Genomic DNA, 15,229 nt, shown 5'->3' with positions numbered 1-15,229 from the left:
GCGCATTGTAGCGGTCACGGCCGCTCGATTACGCTGGGCAATCGACTGCGGCAACGGCACATGGAAGGGAAGCTGTGTTGAAGATTCTGCACGGACTGGGTTGGACCCTGGCAGGCCTTCTGGTGCTGGCCATCGTGGTGTGGTGCGCCTCGCGCATGTGGCCGGTGCCGGAATCGCGGCTACAGGCCCAGCAGCGCCTGCAGGCCCGCCTGCCTGTCCACGGCCACAACGGTTTTGCGCTGCTGTGGACGCTCGCGTTCGACGATCTGGACGCGCGCCAGCGCGAACAGGCCCTGGCCCGCGACGTGCAGCGTTGGGAGGCCGATCCGCGCGGCAATGGCGGCGCCGGACCGCAGCTGGCGGAGGACCATGACGCGCTGCGATCACGACCGGCGGCCAGCTGCGGGCCGACCGCCAGTGACTGCCTGGGCCAGGTGCGCGCCGACCCGCAGCGCTTCGTCGATGCCCACGCTGGCCACCAGCAGCTGCATGCGCGCCTGGACCAGCTGGCCGATGCGGACCACTTCGTGTCGCCATTCCGGCCCAAGGGCGACGGCATCCTGGTGCCGATGCCGACCTATGGCCTGATGATCGATGCCACCAGCGCACGCGCGCTGGCCTATGTGCAGGGCGATATCGACGGTGCGCTGCGTGGCAGTTGCAGGGGGCTTCAGCTGGGCCGGCGGCTGGTGACGGGCGGCAGTTACCTGGTGGAGAGCATCATCGGTGCCAGCCTGGTGCAGGCCAATGCCCAGCTGCTGGCCGACATGCTGGTCGAACTGCCGGCCGACCATCCGTTGCCAGCGGAATGCGATCAGGCAATGCAGCCGATGCTGGCCGCCGAACAGAGCCTGTGCCGTGCGATGCAGGGTGAGTACGCGATGAGCCGGGCTGCGATCGAAACCTCGGCGCAGGAATTCGGCGGGGTGCTGGTCCTGGATCGCAGCAGTACCCTGGCGCGCGCGGCGGGCAATCTGGGCTGGGCCTGCGGCGCGGCGGCGATGGCGGCGCTGGAAGCGGATCGCCCGCTGCCGGTGCCGGCACCGCCGCAGCATGACTTTGGCTGCCTGTCGAACATCCTGGGGTGCGTGCTGACCGATATTGCCCGCCCGGTCTATCCGGCCTATTCGTCACGGACCCAGGATGCCGCCGCGATGGTGCGGCTGATCGGCGCGCAGCGCTGGCTGAGGCAGCAGGCGCAGGATCCGGTGGATGCGCTGCAGCGCCTGCCTGCGCAGTTCCGCTCGCCGGTGCGGGCACCGCAGCTGTCGGCCGATGGCCGCCGTCTGCAGGTGCCGCGGCGTTCACCGTCGCGCAGCACCGACGAGAGCCCATGGCTGTCGGTGCCGCTGGTGATGGAGAACGCCCCGGCCGCTGCTGCGCGCGATTGAGCAGCGTCTCAGTCGCTGCCCGCCAGCGGATCGAATGCCCAGCCATCACCGATGGTCTGCAGCGTCCAGCGGCGGCGGCTGTGCAGGGGCTCCCAGTGCACGCTGTCCTTGTCGTCCTCGATGCTGCCTTCGCTCCGCTTTACCCTGCCAGTGGAGAAGTTCACGCTCACCGACTCGGTCTGCCCGGAATTGCGCATCACCGAATTCTGGTCGTAGCCGATCAGCGCAAAGGCATCGTCCTGCCAACGGAAGGTAAAGGCGGTCGTGCCCATTGACCAGCTGCCCGCGCTGGCGAATGAAAACAGTGCGACCTTCAGGGTGCCCCGCTGGATGCTGACGCCGCCGTCTTCGAGCGGGTCGCTCATCACCGGATTGTCCGGGCGTGGTATCAGCTGGTGGTCCTGCACCGCCAGCACATAGCCGGACGGGCGCGACCACGCCACGGCGAGAATGCGCGGGTTGCTGTCGTACGGCGAGGGACCCAAGCCATCGTGCTCGATGACGTTGCGTGGCGCCTGCTGACGCAGCACCAGCACCAGGTCCGCGCGGCCATCCTGGTCGAGATCGCCTTCGACACTCGATTCAAGTGCCCAGCCCTGGGGGACGAAACCGGCGGCATTGGCCGCCTGGGCCGGCAGCGTCGGATATTGCACCGGTGGCAGGTCGAGGGCGTGGGCGGTGAAGGACAGCAGGGGCAGCAGTGTGGCAAGCGCATACGGGCGCATCGGAGCCTCCATGGCAGGGAGGCCGAGGATAGCGCGCGCGTGCTGGATCAGCGTGCGTGCGGCTTCAACCGCAGGTACACCTGCTTGCGTACCTGGGCGACCACTTCGCCGCTTTCGTCGACGACATCGTTGCTGAACCAGCGCAGCACCTTTTCGCCGCCGGCCGCTTCGGCACGCAGTTCGGCCAGCAGTGCATCATCGATGCGGAACGAAGTGCGCACCGTGCCCCGGCCAGGCTTGAGGAAATCGATCGCACCGGCCCGGTCCCACACGTAATAGTCACGGCCGAGGATGTGCAGCAGGCCCAGCATCCAGAATGGATCGGTCATCGCGAACAGGCTGCCGCCGAAATGCGTGCCCACGTAATTGCGGTTCCACGGCCGCATCCGCAGTGCCACGTCGATCTGCCGGTAATCGGGCGTGATCCGGGTGACGTGGATGCCGGTGAACAGGAACGGCGGCCAGAGGTTGATGCCGAAGCGGAACAGGCGGGCGTTCATGCGGGTCCGGGGCGCGGGGCGAGGTGCCCAGTCTAACCATTCGCATGCGTATGTTGCACCCCGGGAGTCACGTCCCGCCGTCGATCATGAACCCGTCGCGGCCGTTGGCCTTGGCCTGGTAAAGGGCGGTGTCGGCGCCTTCCACGAAATGGTGCGGTTGCAGGTCACCGTCGGGCACCCGGGTGAATACCCCGATGGTGAGCGTGACGCCGTCATCGCTGCCATCGCCCGGCGCCGGCAGTGCACGCACGCAGGCAATCAGGTCCTCGATCACCCGGCGCGCGCCCTCGGCCGGCGTATCCGGCAGCACCAGTGCGAATTCGTCGCCACCGTAGCGCGACGCCATGTCGCGCGGGCGACGGGCATGCGCGCCGATCAGGCGGGCGACATCACGCAGCACGCGGTCACCGACCTGGTGGCCATGGCGGTCGTTGTGGCGCTTGAAGTGGTCGACGTCGATCAGCGCCAGGCTCAATGGCTTGCCACTGCGCCGCGCGGCGTCGCATTCCTGCTGCAGTGACTGCTCGAAGCGCAGGCGGTTGCCCAGGCCGGTGAGGGCATCGCGGTTGGCCAGGCGGTGCCAGGCCGAGATCCGCCACACCGCCCAGACCAGCAGTGCCAGCACCACGCCCAGCATCGCGCTGGCCGGTGCCCACCACAGGTCACCGGTGCGCAGCAGCAGCCAGCTCAGCAGCGGCGGCATCGGCAGCGAACACAGCGCGACCAGCCACGGCAGGCGCAGGCCGAGCAGGATCACGCACAGCGCCACCAGCACGCCACTGATGGCGTGCTGCCAGGCGTGCGGCAGCACGTCGATCTGCTTGTGCTGCAGCAGCATCGAGGTGATGTTGGCCTGGTACTCGCTGCCGCTCATCCAGAACTCGCGGGTGGTCGGGGTCAGCAGGCGAGGCGCGATGCCGCTGGCCGTCATGCCGACCACGATGCGGCGGCCATGCAGCATCGCTCCATCCACGTGCCCATCGAGCACGTCCGCATAGGACACCTGCGGCAGCCGCTCGGGCGGGCCGGCGTAGCGCACGCGCACGTAATCATCGCGACGCCATTGATAGGGCGAGCCCAGCGCCGGGTCGGGGTCGGGCAGGCCGCGTACCGCACCCGCCGGCAGGTCGGCCAGTGCCAGGCCCAATGCCGGCCAGTGCGGCCGTCCGATACCGGCGTGCAGATAGACGCCGCGGGCGACGCCGTCCCCATCCACCTCGACATCGGTGTGGCCGATCGCGGCGGCACTGGCGGCGATCTGCGGGATCGGCAGCATTTCCTCGGCCATGCGGTCGCCGGCCGCCGGTGCCGCCAGCACCGGCAGCACCACCCGGCCGTTGCGTCGGATCGCGGCCGCCAGCTCATCATCCTGGCGGCTGTCGCGACGGTCGGGTTCGGACAGCATCAGGTCCAGCGCAACGCGTTCGGCGCCGGCATCGGTCAGGCGGTCCAGCAGGCGGGCATGCACCGAGCGCGGCCAGGGCCACTGGCCGATACGCTGCAGGCTGCCTTCGTCGATGGCCACGATCAGCACGCTGGGGTCGGGGCGGTAGTCCCAGTTGCCGACCAGTGCGTCATAGGCCGCCTCGTCCTGCCGCCACAGCCATTGGCCCTGGCTGGCCACGATGGTCAGCACGCCGGCCAGCAGGGCCAGCAGGATCCGCTTCGACCATGGCAGCGGCGAGCGCCTCACAACAACAACCAGAGCAGCAGTGCACCGCCACCGGCGCCGTAGCACAGGCGGCATGGCAACGGGATCTGCTGGGCAGGGGAGAACTCGCCGGCGTGGCCGTCATCGTCGATGTACTGCACGCGCACGTGCAGCGTGCCGCTCCACGGGCGCTTGAAGCTCACCTGCGGCTGGGCCACGGTTTCATCGATCAATGGGGCCTTGAAGTCACCGCGGCGATCCACCTGCACCCGGTAGCGCTGGCCTTCGCTGCCGGCCTGCCAGCGCAGGGTGAGCTCGCCGTGCGCGGCCTCGGGCGGTTGCAGTGCCGGGTCCACCGGCTCGTTGCTCAGCTGCAGCGGCAGCGCCTGGCCATAGCGGCCCTGGTGGCCTTCGGCATCGCGCGAGGCCACGCGCCAGTAGTACTGTCCGGGCGGCAGCGGTTGCGCCAGGCGCAGGTCGGTCGCATGGGTAGCCTGCTCCTGCAGTGGCTGCCGGAAGCTGGGTTCGGCGGCGATCTGGAGCACGCTGCTGCGTGCACCGGGGGCCTGGCTCCAGCGGAAGCGCGGGCGGTCGCTGTTGATCGTCTGCCCATGCAGCGGCGATACGGTCAGCGGCGGCGGTGGCTGGTCACTGAGCTCGAAATCGGCGCTCGCATCCAGGCCTTCGACGCCCTGTGCGTCGACCGCGCGCAACAGCAGGCGCAGCTGGCCGGGCGGCAGGTCGCCGATCGCCAACCGGGTGTCGGCGGTGGTGGTGGCGAACAGCAGGATCTCCGGCGTTGCCGCCTGCACCACTTCCACCCGGTAGTGATCGGCGCCAGTGACCGGTTCCCAGGCAAGCAGGGTCGGCAGCGGCGCCAGGCGCAGCGCGTCATTGCGCAGCGCCGGCGCCGGCAGCAGGGCCGAGACCGCGGCGGGGGCCGCATCGGCGCTGCTGCTGCGGGTGGACTGCCCCGGGCGCACCAAGCGCTGGCCATGGGGGTTGCCGACCTGCACCTTGCCCTGCAGGACCTCGGTGGCGCCGACGTGCCCGGTATCCCCGGCGCTGACCCGGAACACCGTGCCGCGCACGCTGCTGGTCGCGGTGGGTGCATCGATGATGTAGCGCGAGGCCGGGCCGCGCGCCGGCGTCACCCGGTTGCTGGCGCGCCCCTGCTGCAGGCGCAGGCGGGTGTCGACCATGCCGGTGTGGCCATAGCGGCTGAGCTGGTCCAGGCGCAGGCGCGAGTATTCGCGCAGCTGCAGGCGCGAGGCATCGGCAAATTCCAGCGTGATGCTGGAATCGCCCTCGGTTTCCACGGTGTCACCGATATGCAGCTGCTCGCCGGCCTGGAGCGCACGGGTCGCCGTGCCATCGGCACCGGACAGCTCGACCTTGCCGCGCACCGACAGCACCCGGGCCGGCGCCGGTTCGGTGCGCAGCCAGCTGATCGGGAAGCGCAGCAGCTGGCCCGGCGGCAACTGGTAGGGGTTGTCGATGCGGTTGTGCTGCTGCAGCTGCTGCCAGCGCACCGAGGGTTTCAGGTACAGCCCGCCCAGGTCCCACAGGGTGTCGCCGGGCCGGACCCGGTAGTTCCAGTCCTGGGCGCCGGCGATGGCAGGCGGCAGGAGGAGGGCGCAGAGCAGGGCGCCCGTTAAACGCATGGCGAACGACAGAGAGCGGACGACGGTCACAGTTTGCAATCCCGGCAATGCGGGGGTGCAGCTGCAAGACCCCATGGCCCCGACCTCATCCCCCCGAACGGATCGTGGCGACCGCAAGGCCGCCAGCGCGCGCATTATTGCCCGCGTTCAGTGCAGGGATTCTGAACGGAGCGGGCTTCCGTTCAGAACAGCAGCGACGCCATCCTGCGGCGGTACTGGCCCACCAGGGCCTCGTCGGAGATCACGTTGAAGGCGTCGATCAAGGCTTTGCGTGGCAGGCCCTCCTCGAATCCACGGTCGATCCGCAGCATTTCCAGGAACTGCGCCAGGGCGGCCTCGTCATGCCCGCCCAGCAGCAGCTGCACGCCGCGCAGGTGGCGGGCCTTGAGATCCTTGCCATCAGCGGCGATGCGGGCCTCCAGCACCTCGGCCGCCGGGGCATCCTTCAGCGCAGCGGCGAAGGCCAGGCGGGCACGGGCGCGCACGGCGCGGTCGTCGGTGGCCAGATTGGCCGGCAGGCCGTCGATCAGGGTACCGGCCTCGTCCACGCCGCCGATCTGCAGCAGGGCCAGGGCCAGGTCGAGCTTCAGCTCATCCTTGTCCGGCTCGGCGGCGATCTGCGCGCGCAGTACGTCGACCTGCGCCTGCGGGTCCAGCGGGGCGTCATCTTCAGGGGCGGCATCGCCGACATCGGCCGGCACGATGCCGTGCTGGGCCAGGAATTCACGCAGCTGGCCTTCCGGAATGGCGCCGGGGAAGCCGTCCACCAGCTGGCCGCCCTTGACCAGGAACACGGTGGGCACCGAGCGGATCTGGAAGGCCGCCGCGATCTGCTGTTCCTTGTCGACATCGACCTTGGCCAGCTCGAAAGCGCCGTTGTACTCGGCAGCCAGCTTTTCCAGCATCGGGCCCAGGGTCTTGCACGGCCCGCACCAGGTGGCCCAGAAGTCGACCAGCACCGGCGTCTGCAGCGACTTCTGCAGGACTTCGGCCTCGAAGGTCGCAGTGGTGGCGTCGAATACGTAGGTCGTCTCGGTCATGGGGGAGGCATCGCTTGGCATCTGGAGACCGATTCTATGGTGACGATCGATGTCGGTCTCAACCCTGCCATCACGGAGTACGCCCTCGAGTGGTGCTGGCGGGCCGGCAGGGGCGCAGTGCAGCGTGTGGATCACCCACTAGCCGGAGGCGGCAGGCTTCGATGGGGAGGCGCGCTTGCGACAGGGCGGAACTGCCATGCCTCGAGCATCACGGTAGGCGCAGCAGGCGGATATTGAAGTGCCCTGGAATGCGCCGCGCTTGGCGCATCGCGCCGCTACCGCGACAATGCCGTGGTCCATTCCTTTCCAGGTGATTGCGCGCAATGTCCGTGGTCCGGCTTGATCGTTGGTTGGGGCTGCTTGCGGCAGTCGTATTCGTCCTGGCCGTGGCCGGCTTCGGTGCCGGCCTGGACGGCTATGCCCAGGCTCGCCACCCGGTGGCGCTGCTGGGTGCGCGCGGTGTACCGCATGCGCTGGCCTTCAATCTGCTGGGTTTCGTGCTGCCCGGCGTGCTGGCGGTGGCGGTGGCTGAACGCCTGCGCCGCAGTCTGCCGGCCACTGCTGGCTGGGCGCCACGGGTCGGCAGCCAGATGCTGCTGCTGGCCGGTCTGGCCTTTGCCGCGATGGGGCTGCTGCCACTGGACGTGGATGACCTGCATGGGCCCGCCAGCCAGCTGCATGCCAGCGCCTGGATGATCTGGGTGCTGGGTTTCGTCGCCGGCACCGTGCTGCTGGGCGTGTCCCATCTGCGCCAGGCGCATGGCCGGGCCTCGGGCGCAGTGGCCCTGGGCTGCGGCGTGCTGGCCGCGCTGGCGGCGTTCGCCCTGCAGGGCACACTGCCGGCGCCGATGGCACAACGGCTCGCGTTCGCCTGCTGGCTGGTCTGGCTGGCGGCGGCCCTGCCGCTGTCGCGCCCGCGCTGAGACGCCTCCCCGAGCGCCGCGGCGCCGGCGTCCGGCAGGCAGGATTGGAGCCATTTGCCGCACTGCGGTACGCTGTACCGCTTTGCCGCCGCATCCGCGTGTTCCATGACCAGCGCTGAAACCAACGCCTACGACCCGCAGCAGGTTGAATCCGCCGCCCAGCAGTACTGGGACGCCACCCGTGCCTTCGAGGTCGACGAGACTTCGGACAAGCCGAAGTACTACTGCCTGTCGATGCTTCCGTACCCGTCCGGTGCGCTGCACATGGGCCACGTGCGCAATTACACGATCGGCGACGTGATCAGCCGCTACAAGCGCATGACCGGCCACAACGTGCTGCAGCCGATGGGCTGGGACGCGTTCGGCCTGCCGGCGGAAAACGCTGCGATCAAGAACAAGACCGCGCCGGCGGCGTGGACCTACAAGAACATCGACCACATGCGCAGCCAGCTGAAGTCGCTGGGCTATGCCATCGACTGGTCGCGCGAGTTCGCCACCTGCCGTCCGGACTATTACGTCCACGAGCAGCGCATGTTCACCCGCCTGATGCGCAAGGGCCTGGCCTACCGCCGCAACGCGGTGGTGAACTGGGACCCGGTCGACCAGACCGTGCTGGCCAACGAGCAGGTCATCGACGGCCGCGGCTGGCGCTCCGGTGCGCTGGTGGAGAAGCGCGAGATCCCGCAATGGTTCCTGCGCATCACCGACTACGCCCAGGAACTGCTGGACGGCCTGGACGAGCTGGACGGCTGGCCGGAATCGGTCAAGACCATGCAGCGCAACTGGATCGGCCGTTCCGAGGGCCTGGAGATCCAGTTCGATGTGCGCGATGTCGATGGCAGCGCGCTGGACCCGCTGCGCGTGTTCACCACCCGCCCGGACACGGTGATGGGCGTGACCTTCGTGTCGATCGCCGCCGAGCACCCGCTGGCGCTGCATGCGGCGAAGAACAACCCGGAGCTGGCGGCGATGCTGGCCGACCTGAAGCAGGGTGGCGTGTCCGAGGCTGAACTGGAAACCCAGGAAAAGCGCGGCATGGACACCGGCCTGCGCGCGCTGCATCCGGTCACCGGCGAGCCGGTGCCGGTGTGGGTCGCCAACTTCGTGCTGATGGGCTACGGCACCGGCGCGGTGATGGCCGTTCCGGGCCATGACCAGCGCGACAACGAAGTGGCCAACAAGTACGGCCTGCCGATCAAGCAGGTGATCGCGCTGAAGGATGCGCGCACCGAAGAGGAGCGCAACTGGGACGGTAGCCGCTGGCAGGACTGGTACAGCGACAAGAGCCGTGCCTTCGAGCTGGTGAACTCGGCCGAGTTCGACGGCCTGGATTTCCAGGGCGCCTTTGAAGCCTTGGCCGAACGTTTCGAGCGCAAGGCCCAGGGCCAGCGCCGCGTCAACTACCGCCTGCGCGACTGGGGCGTGAGCCGCCAGCGCTACTGGGGCTGCCCGATTCCGGTGATCTACTGCGCCAAGTGCGGCGCGGTGCCGGTGCCGGAAGAGCAGCTGCCGGTGGTGCTGCCGGAAGACGTGGCCTTCGCCGGTACCGGCTCGCCGATCAAGACCGACCCGGAATGGCGCAAGACCACCTGCCCGGATTGCGGCGGCGCGGCCGAGCGCGAGACCGACACCTTCGACACCTTCATGGAGTCGAGCTGGTACTACGCCCGCTACACCTCGCCGGGTGCCCGTGATGCGGTCGACAAGCGCGGCAACTACTGGCTGCCGGTGGACCAGTACATCGGTGGCATCGAGCACGCGATCCTGCACCTGATGTATTTCCGCTTCTACCACAAGCTGCTGCGCGACGCGCGGATGGTGGACAGTAACGAACCGGCGCGCAACCTGCTGTGCCAGGGCATGGTGATCGCCGAAACCTATTACCGCCCGAACCCGGACGGCTCGAAGGACTGGATCAACCCGGCCGACGTGGAAGTGCAGCGCGACGAGCGCGGCCGCATCACCGGCGCCACCCTGATCGCCGACGGCCAGCCGGTGGTGGTCGGTGGTACCGAGAAGATGTCCAAGTCGAAGAACAACGGCGTGGACCCGCAGGCGATGGTCGGCAAGTACGGCGCCGATACCGTGCGCCTGTTCTCGATGTTCGCCGCACCGCCGGAACAGTCGCTGGAGTGGAACGAAGCCGGCGTGGACGGCATGGCCCGCTTCCTGCGCCGCCTCTGGGCCCAGGTGCAGAAGCACGCTGCCGACGGTGCCGCCCCGGCACTGGATGCCGCGGCGCTGGATGCCAACCAGAAGGCGCTGCGCCGCAAGACCCATGAAACCATCGGCAAGGTCGGTGACGACTATGGCCGCCGCCACAGCTTCAATACCGCGATCGCTGCGGTGATGGAGCTGATGAATGCGCTGGCCAAGTTCGAGGATGGCAGCGAGCAGGGCCGCGCGGTGCGCCAGGAAGCGCTGCAGGCGATCGTGCTGCTGCTCAACCCGATCACCCCGCATGCCAGCCACGCCCTGTGGCAGGTGCTGGGTCATGGCGAGACGCTGCTGGAAGACCAGCCGTTCCCGCAGGCCGACAGCAGCGCGCTGGTGCGCGATGCGCTGACCCTGGCGGTGCAGGTCAACGGCAAGCTGCGTGGCACCATCGAGGTGGCGGCCGATGCCGCGCGCGAGCAGGTCGAGGCGCTGGCCCTGGCCGAGCCCAACGCGGCCAGGTTCATGGAAGGCCTGACGGTGCGCAAGATCATCATCGTCCCGGGCAAGATCGTGAACATCGTCGCTGCCTGATGTCCCCGGCACCGGTCACCCGCGCGGTGGCCGGTGCCATTCCATGAGCAGGGCCGGGCGCCTGATGGCCCTGCATTCACGCGGCTTCGGGCACGCTGTGTGTTGCCGTGATCGCCCGGCTCCGCCAGACTGTCTCCATGACCCGAATCCTGCTTGCCCTCGTTCTTGTCCTCGGCCTCGCCGGCTGCGGTTTCCATCTGCGCAACAAGCTGATGCTGCCGACCGACACTGCCCCGGTGAAGGTGGTCTCCACCGCCCCGTACAGTGAACTGGTCAAGCTGCTCAACCGCAGCCTGCTGGCCTCCGGTGCCAAGCTGGCCGATGAGGACAGCAAGGGACCCAACGCCCAGCTGCAGGTGCTGTCCGAGCGCTGGGGTGACCTGCCGATCGCCATCGACTCGCAGGGCCGCGCACAGGAATACAGCCTGCGCTACGCGGTGATCTTCATCTTCCGTCGCGAGGATGGCAGCGAACTGGTGCCGCAGCAGGTGATCGAACTGTCGCGCGACTATGTGTCGCCGCCGACCGACGCCACCGGTACCACCACCGAACGCGAAATCCTGGCCACGGAGCTGCGCCGGGAAATGTCCGCCTCGATCATCCGCCGTATCGACAGCGTGGTCCGCGCCGAGATCGAGAAGGGCGGCAGCCTGTCCGCGCCGAAGGCCAAGCCGATCGAGGGTGCGGTGCCAGCCGCCGACGTCAAGCACTGAGCGGCAGCGACGATGGAACTGCGTCCGGAGCAGCTGGCCAGCCAGGGCGCTGACACCCCGTTGGCGCCGGTGTACCTGATCGCAGGCCCGGAAACCCTGCGCGTGCTGGAGGCGGCAGATGCCGTCCGCGCGCGCGCGCGCGCCTCCGGCATCGGCGAACGCGAAGTGTTCGACGCCGACGGGCGGGATTTCGACTGGAACCAGCTCGACGCCAGCTTCAATGCGCCCAGCCTGTTCAGCGCCCGCCGCCTGGTCGAGGTGCGCCTGCCCAGCGGCAAGCCCGGCAAGGACGGCGCCGAAGTGATCAGCCAGTTCTGCGCCAATCCGGCGCCGGACGTGGTGCTGATGATCACAGCCAATGAATGGAGCAAGGCCCATCAGGGCAAGTGGGCCGAGGCGGTCAGCCGTATCGGCGTGCTGTCGGTGGCCTGGGCGATCAAGCCGCACGAACTGCCGGACTGGATCGAGCGCCGCCTGCGCGGCAAGGGCCTGCGTGCCGACCCGGCCGCCGTGCAGCGCCTGGCCGAGCGGGTGGAGGGCAACCTGCTGGCCGCCGCCCAGGAAATCGACAAGCTGGCGCTGTTGGCCGATGGCCAGCCGCTGGATGTGGAGCGGATGGAATCGCTGGTGGCTGACGCTGCCCGCTACGACGTGTTCCGGCTGGTGGAGGCGACGTTCTCCGGCCAGCCGCCGGCCGTGCTGCGCATGCTGGCTGGCCTGCGCGGCGAAGGCGAAGCGGTGGCCGCACTGATGCCGATCGTGATCCGTGAACTGCTGGCCGGTGCCGGCCTGGCCCGTGTGCAGGCCCGTGGCGGCAATCTGGCCGCCGAAATGAAATCGCGTGGCATCTGGGAATCACGGCAGGCGCCCTACAAGCGCGCGCTGCAGCGGCACCCGGAAGGCAAGCGCTGGGAACGCTTCGTGGCCGAAGCCGGGCTGGTCGACCGCATCGCCAAGGGGCGGGCCGACGGCGATGCCTGGCTGGCGCTGGAGCGCCTGCTGGTGGCCGTGGCCGAACCGCGTGCCGTGCGCCTGCTGGCGCGGGCCTGAGCGATGAGCCTGCGGATCTATTACGGGGGCACCTTCGATCCGGTGCACCTGGGGCATCTGGCAATCGCGCGAGCCGCCCGGGACGAACTGCAGGTGGCCGTGCGCATGTTGCCGGCAGGCGATCCGCCGCACCGTGCGGTGCCCGGCGCCACCGCCGAGCAGCGCTGCACCATGTTGTCGCTGGCCATCGGCGACGAGCCGGGCCTGCTGCTGGACCGTCGTGAACTGGACCGTGCCACGCGCTATCCCGGTCGTCCGTCCTACACCGTCGATACCCTGCGCGAGCTGCGTGGCGAGCTGGGCCCAAGCCGGCCATTGGCCTGGCTGGTGGGCGCCGACAGCCTGCTGGGCCTGTCCGGCTGGCACGAATGGGAGGCCCTGTTCGGGCTGGCCCACTTCGTGGTGGCCGAGCGGCCGGGCAGCCCGCTTCAGGCGTCGATCGACGGTGAACTGGGGCGTGCCCTGCAGGGGCGCTGGGCCGACAACGAACAGGCCCTGTTCGCCAGCCCGGCCGGACGCATCCTGCGCCTGCACCACCCGCTGCGCGAGGAATCGGCCAGCGCCGTGCGCTCGCAGATCGCCGCCGGTGGCCCCTGGCGCGCCCTGCTGCCGCCGGCTGTCGCGGACTACGTCGCTGCACACGGGCTGTACCGCCCGGCCACAGCGTGAATGGCGCCGCCGTGCCATCCCCGTATAATCGCCCCCACGTTTATCGAGTCGATCCACTTTGAGCAACCAGACCCAGCCCCAGACCATCAAGGTCGATCTGCCCAGCCCGCCGCCGTCCGTGCCGGAACTGCTGGCCAGCGTCCGCCAAGCCACCGAAGACCTGAAGGCCAAGGACCTGGTCGAGATCGACGTGCGCGGCCGGTCCAGCGTTGCCGACTACATGATCGTCGTTTCGGGCACCTCGACCCGCCACGTCAAGTCGATCGCCGATGAAGTCGTGCGCTTCGCCAAGAACCTCGACGTGATGCCGCTGGGTGTTGAAGGCGAGCGCGAAGCCGAGTGGGTGCTGGTCGATCTGGGCGACGTGATCGTCCACGTGATGCTGCCGCGCGTGCGTGAGTTCTACGCCCTCGAGCGCCTGTGGACCGTTGGCGACCAGCCGCCGTCCAGCGACGACGAAGTGGCCTGAGCCGCACGTTGATGCATCCCTTCGACGGCGCCGATGGCGCCGTCGACGTTTTGGAGGACCGTGTAGATGAAAGCCCGCCTGATCGCCACCGGTGAACGCGCGCCCAGCTGGGTCGCGCAGGGCTTCGCCGAGTACCAGAAGCGGCTGTCGCACTGGCTGCCGTTCGAGCTGGTGGAAATCGAGCCCGGCTTGCGCGGCAAGGGGCGTGATCCGCGCCGCGCCACTGAAGAGGAAGGCAAGCGGGTCATCGCTTCGCTGCCGAAGAACGCCTATGTGGTGGCACTGGATGTGCCAGGACGACAGCTGAGTTCCGAACAGCTGGCACAGCGCCTGGAGCATTGGCGCGGGCAGGGCCGCGACCTGGCGTTCCTGATTGGTGGCCCGGAAGGGCATTCGCCGGAGGTGTCCGCGCTGGCCGATGAGAAGTGGTCGATCGGACCGCTGACGCTGCCGCACATGCTGGTGCGCCTGGTGGTGGCCGAGCAGCTGTATCGGGCCGCCGCAATGATTGCCAATCACCCCTACCATCGCGCGTGAAGAGTGGTTATACTAGTCGTCTGCCCGAATAGCTCAGCCGGTTAGAGCACTTGACTGTTAATCAGGGGGTCGTTGGTTCGAGTCCAACTTCGGGCGCCACCTTGAGAAACCTGCATCGCAAGATGCAGGTTTTTTTTTGTCGCTACACTCTGCTGCTGCAACCATGGACGCCGATCGTGCGCGTGCTGCTGTCCTCGAGCTTCCTGCTGCTGGCGATGGTGCCGTTCGCCACAACGAAGGCCGCGCCTTCCACCTGGCATCCGCCACAGGGCACCACCGAGCTTCCGTTGTGGCCGCAGGGCACGGTGATCGCGCCGCCGAAGTTGAAGGGGCCCGAGCAGGTCAGCGAAGTGATCTCCGAAGCCAGTGGCGAACACTGGATGATGCTGCAGAACGTCGCTGCGCCGACCCTCACCGTGTTTCCACCGAAGGGACCGGCCACCGGCACCGCGGTGATGGTGGTGCCTGGCGGAGGCTATCGGGTGCTGGCGATGGACCTGGAAGGCAGCGAGATCTGCGACTGGCTGACCGCACAGGGCATCACCTGTGCATTGCTGAAGTACCGGGTGCCAGCCTCTGGCCCGAACTGGGACCCCGAGTGCAACTGCCGCGACTTTCCGAAAGTGCCGATGGCCCTGCAGGATGCACAGCGTGCAATGGGCCTGCTGCGCGCACAGGCCGAGCGCTGGTCAATCAATCCCAAGCGGATCGGGGCGATCGGCTTTTCCGCCGGTGGTCACGTGGTGGCTGGACTGAGCACGCACGCGCTGCGCAGCTACGCGCCGGTCGATGCTGCGGATGAGCAACCCAGCCGTCCCGATTTCGCCATGGTGATGTATTCCGGGCACCTGTGGGCAGGGCACGGGAAGGGATTGTCGCTGGTCAGGGACATCACCGTGGATGACAAGGTGCCGCCGACGTTCATCGCGCAGGCCACCGACGATCGCACCGATGACGTGCGCGAATCGCTGGCCTATTACCGTGCCCTGGCGGACGCGGGGGTGCCGGTGGAAATGCATCTGTTCGCACGCGGCGGCCACGCATTCGGGTTGCGCATGAAGGATGCACCGGTAGCGGCGTGGCCGCAGCTGGCCGAGCGCTGGATGCAGGATATCGGCATGCTGGCGGATCGCCAGTTGTAGAGCCGAG

14 protein-coding genes and 1 tRNA gene are annotated in these 15,229 nt (G+C 68.6%); 10 read left to right on the top strand and 5 right to left on the bottom strand.

Translation table 11 applies throughout. From position 1 onward, the window contains the following. Positions 1-74: 74 nt before the first annotated feature. Entirely contained in the window at positions 75-1,391 is a 1,317-nt protein-coding gene (locus VG566_RS16050) for a hypothetical protein (protein ID WP_241884321.1), read from the top strand. Positions 1,392-1,399: 8 nt separating this feature from the next. On the opposite strand, the gene VG566_RS16045 is transcribed toward VG566_RS16050, so the two are convergent. The 5 genes from VG566_RS16045 to trxA form a co-directional block, all read right to left on the bottom strand. Beyond that, complete coding sequence (locus VG566_RS16045) at positions 1,400-2,116, bottom strand: hypothetical protein (protein ID WP_241884322.1); 717 nt, start codon at positions 2,114-2,116, stop codon at positions 1,400-1,402. Between the two features lie 47 nt (positions 2,117-2,163). Continuing rightward, complete coding sequence (locus VG566_RS16040) at positions 2,164-2,616, bottom strand: DUF4442 domain-containing protein (protein WP_049447139.1); 453 nt, start codon at positions 2,614-2,616, stop codon at positions 2,164-2,166. A gap of 67 nt (positions 2,617-2,683) precedes the next feature. Beyond that, positions 2,684-4,309, bottom strand: a complete 1,626-nt coding sequence (locus VG566_RS16035) for a CHASE2 domain-containing protein (RefSeq protein WP_241884323.1) — start codon at positions 4,307-4,309, stop codon at positions 2,684-2,686. Beyond that, positions 4,306-6,006 (bottom strand): FecR family protein, encoded by a 1,701-nt coding sequence (locus tag VG566_RS16030; RefSeq protein WP_032961938.1) that lies wholly within the window; start codon positions 6,004-6,006, stop codon positions 4,306-4,308. Before VG566_RS16030 ends, VG566_RS16035 begins: the two co-directional genes overlap by 4 nt. Before the next feature lie 107 nt (positions 6,007-6,113). Next, positions 6,114-6,971 carry a thioredoxin gene (gene trxA / locus VG566_RS16025; RefSeq protein WP_241884325.1) on the bottom strand — a complete coding sequence of 286 codons (858 nt, stop codon included), beginning with the start codon at positions 6,969-6,971 and terminating at the stop codon, positions 6,114-6,116. Between the two features lie 323 nt (positions 6,972-7,294). Between trxA and VG566_RS16020 the strand changes: the two genes are divergently transcribed. From VG566_RS16020 to VG566_RS15980, 9 genes are all read left to right on the top strand, one after another. Further along, positions 7,295-7,894, top strand: a complete 600-nt coding sequence (locus VG566_RS16020; RefSeq protein WP_046431876.1) for a DUF998 domain-containing protein — start codon at positions 7,295-7,297, stop codon at positions 7,892-7,894. A gap of 105 nt (positions 7,895-7,999) precedes the next feature. Continuing rightward, a complete protein-coding gene (leuS, locus tag VG566_RS16015) occupies positions 8,000-10,642 on the top strand; it encodes a leucine--tRNA ligase (RefSeq protein ID WP_046431889.1) in 2,643 nt (880 codons plus the stop codon). A 137-nt stretch (positions 10,643-10,779) separates the two neighbouring features. Then, entirely contained in the window at positions 10,780-11,355 is a 576-nt protein-coding gene (gene lptE, locus VG566_RS16010) for an LPS assembly lipoprotein LptE (protein ID WP_032961942.1), read from the top strand. Positions 11,356-11,367: 12 nt separating this feature from the next. Beyond that, positions 11,368-12,405, top strand: a complete 1,038-nt coding sequence (holA, locus tag VG566_RS16005; RefSeq protein ID WP_032961944.1) for a DNA polymerase III subunit delta — start codon at positions 11,368-11,370, stop codon at positions 12,403-12,405. 3 nt (positions 12,406-12,408) lie between these two features. Continuing rightward, a complete protein-coding gene (gene nadD / locus VG566_RS16000) occupies positions 12,409-13,074 on the top strand; it encodes a nicotinate-nucleotide adenylyltransferase (RefSeq protein ID WP_014647945.1) in 666 nt (221 codons plus the stop codon). Positions 13,075-13,132: 58 nt separating this feature from the next. Beyond that, positions 13,133-13,543, top strand: a complete 411-nt coding sequence (gene rsfS / locus VG566_RS15995; RefSeq protein ID WP_005410536.1) for a ribosome silencing factor — start codon at positions 13,133-13,135, stop codon at positions 13,541-13,543. Positions 13,544-13,609: 66 nt separating this feature from the next. Further along, positions 13,610-14,080, top strand: coding sequence for a 23S rRNA (pseudouridine(1915)-N(3))-methyltransferase RlmH (gene rlmH / locus VG566_RS15990; RefSeq protein WP_046431872.1), 471 nt, complete (start codon positions 13,610-13,612; stop codon positions 14,078-14,080). Between the two features lie 22 nt (positions 14,081-14,102). Next, positions 14,103-14,179 (top strand) — tRNA-Asn (locus VG566_RS15985). Positions 14,180-14,295: 116 nt separating this feature from the next. Next, positions 14,296-15,222 carry an alpha/beta hydrolase gene (locus tag VG566_RS15980; RefSeq protein WP_423172667.1) on the top strand — a complete coding sequence of 309 codons (927 nt, stop codon included), beginning with the start codon at positions 14,296-14,298 and terminating at the stop codon, positions 15,220-15,222. The last annotated feature ends 7 nt before the right edge of the window (positions 15,223-15,229 follow it).

This window comes from Stenotrophomonas sp. CASM114 (assembly GCF_049384325.1).
Classification (GTDB): Bacteria; Pseudomonadota; Gammaproteobacteria; order Xanthomonadales; family Xanthomonadaceae; genus Stenotrophomonas; species Stenotrophomonas muris.
This window is presented reverse-complemented; position numbering and strand designations above follow the sequence as displayed.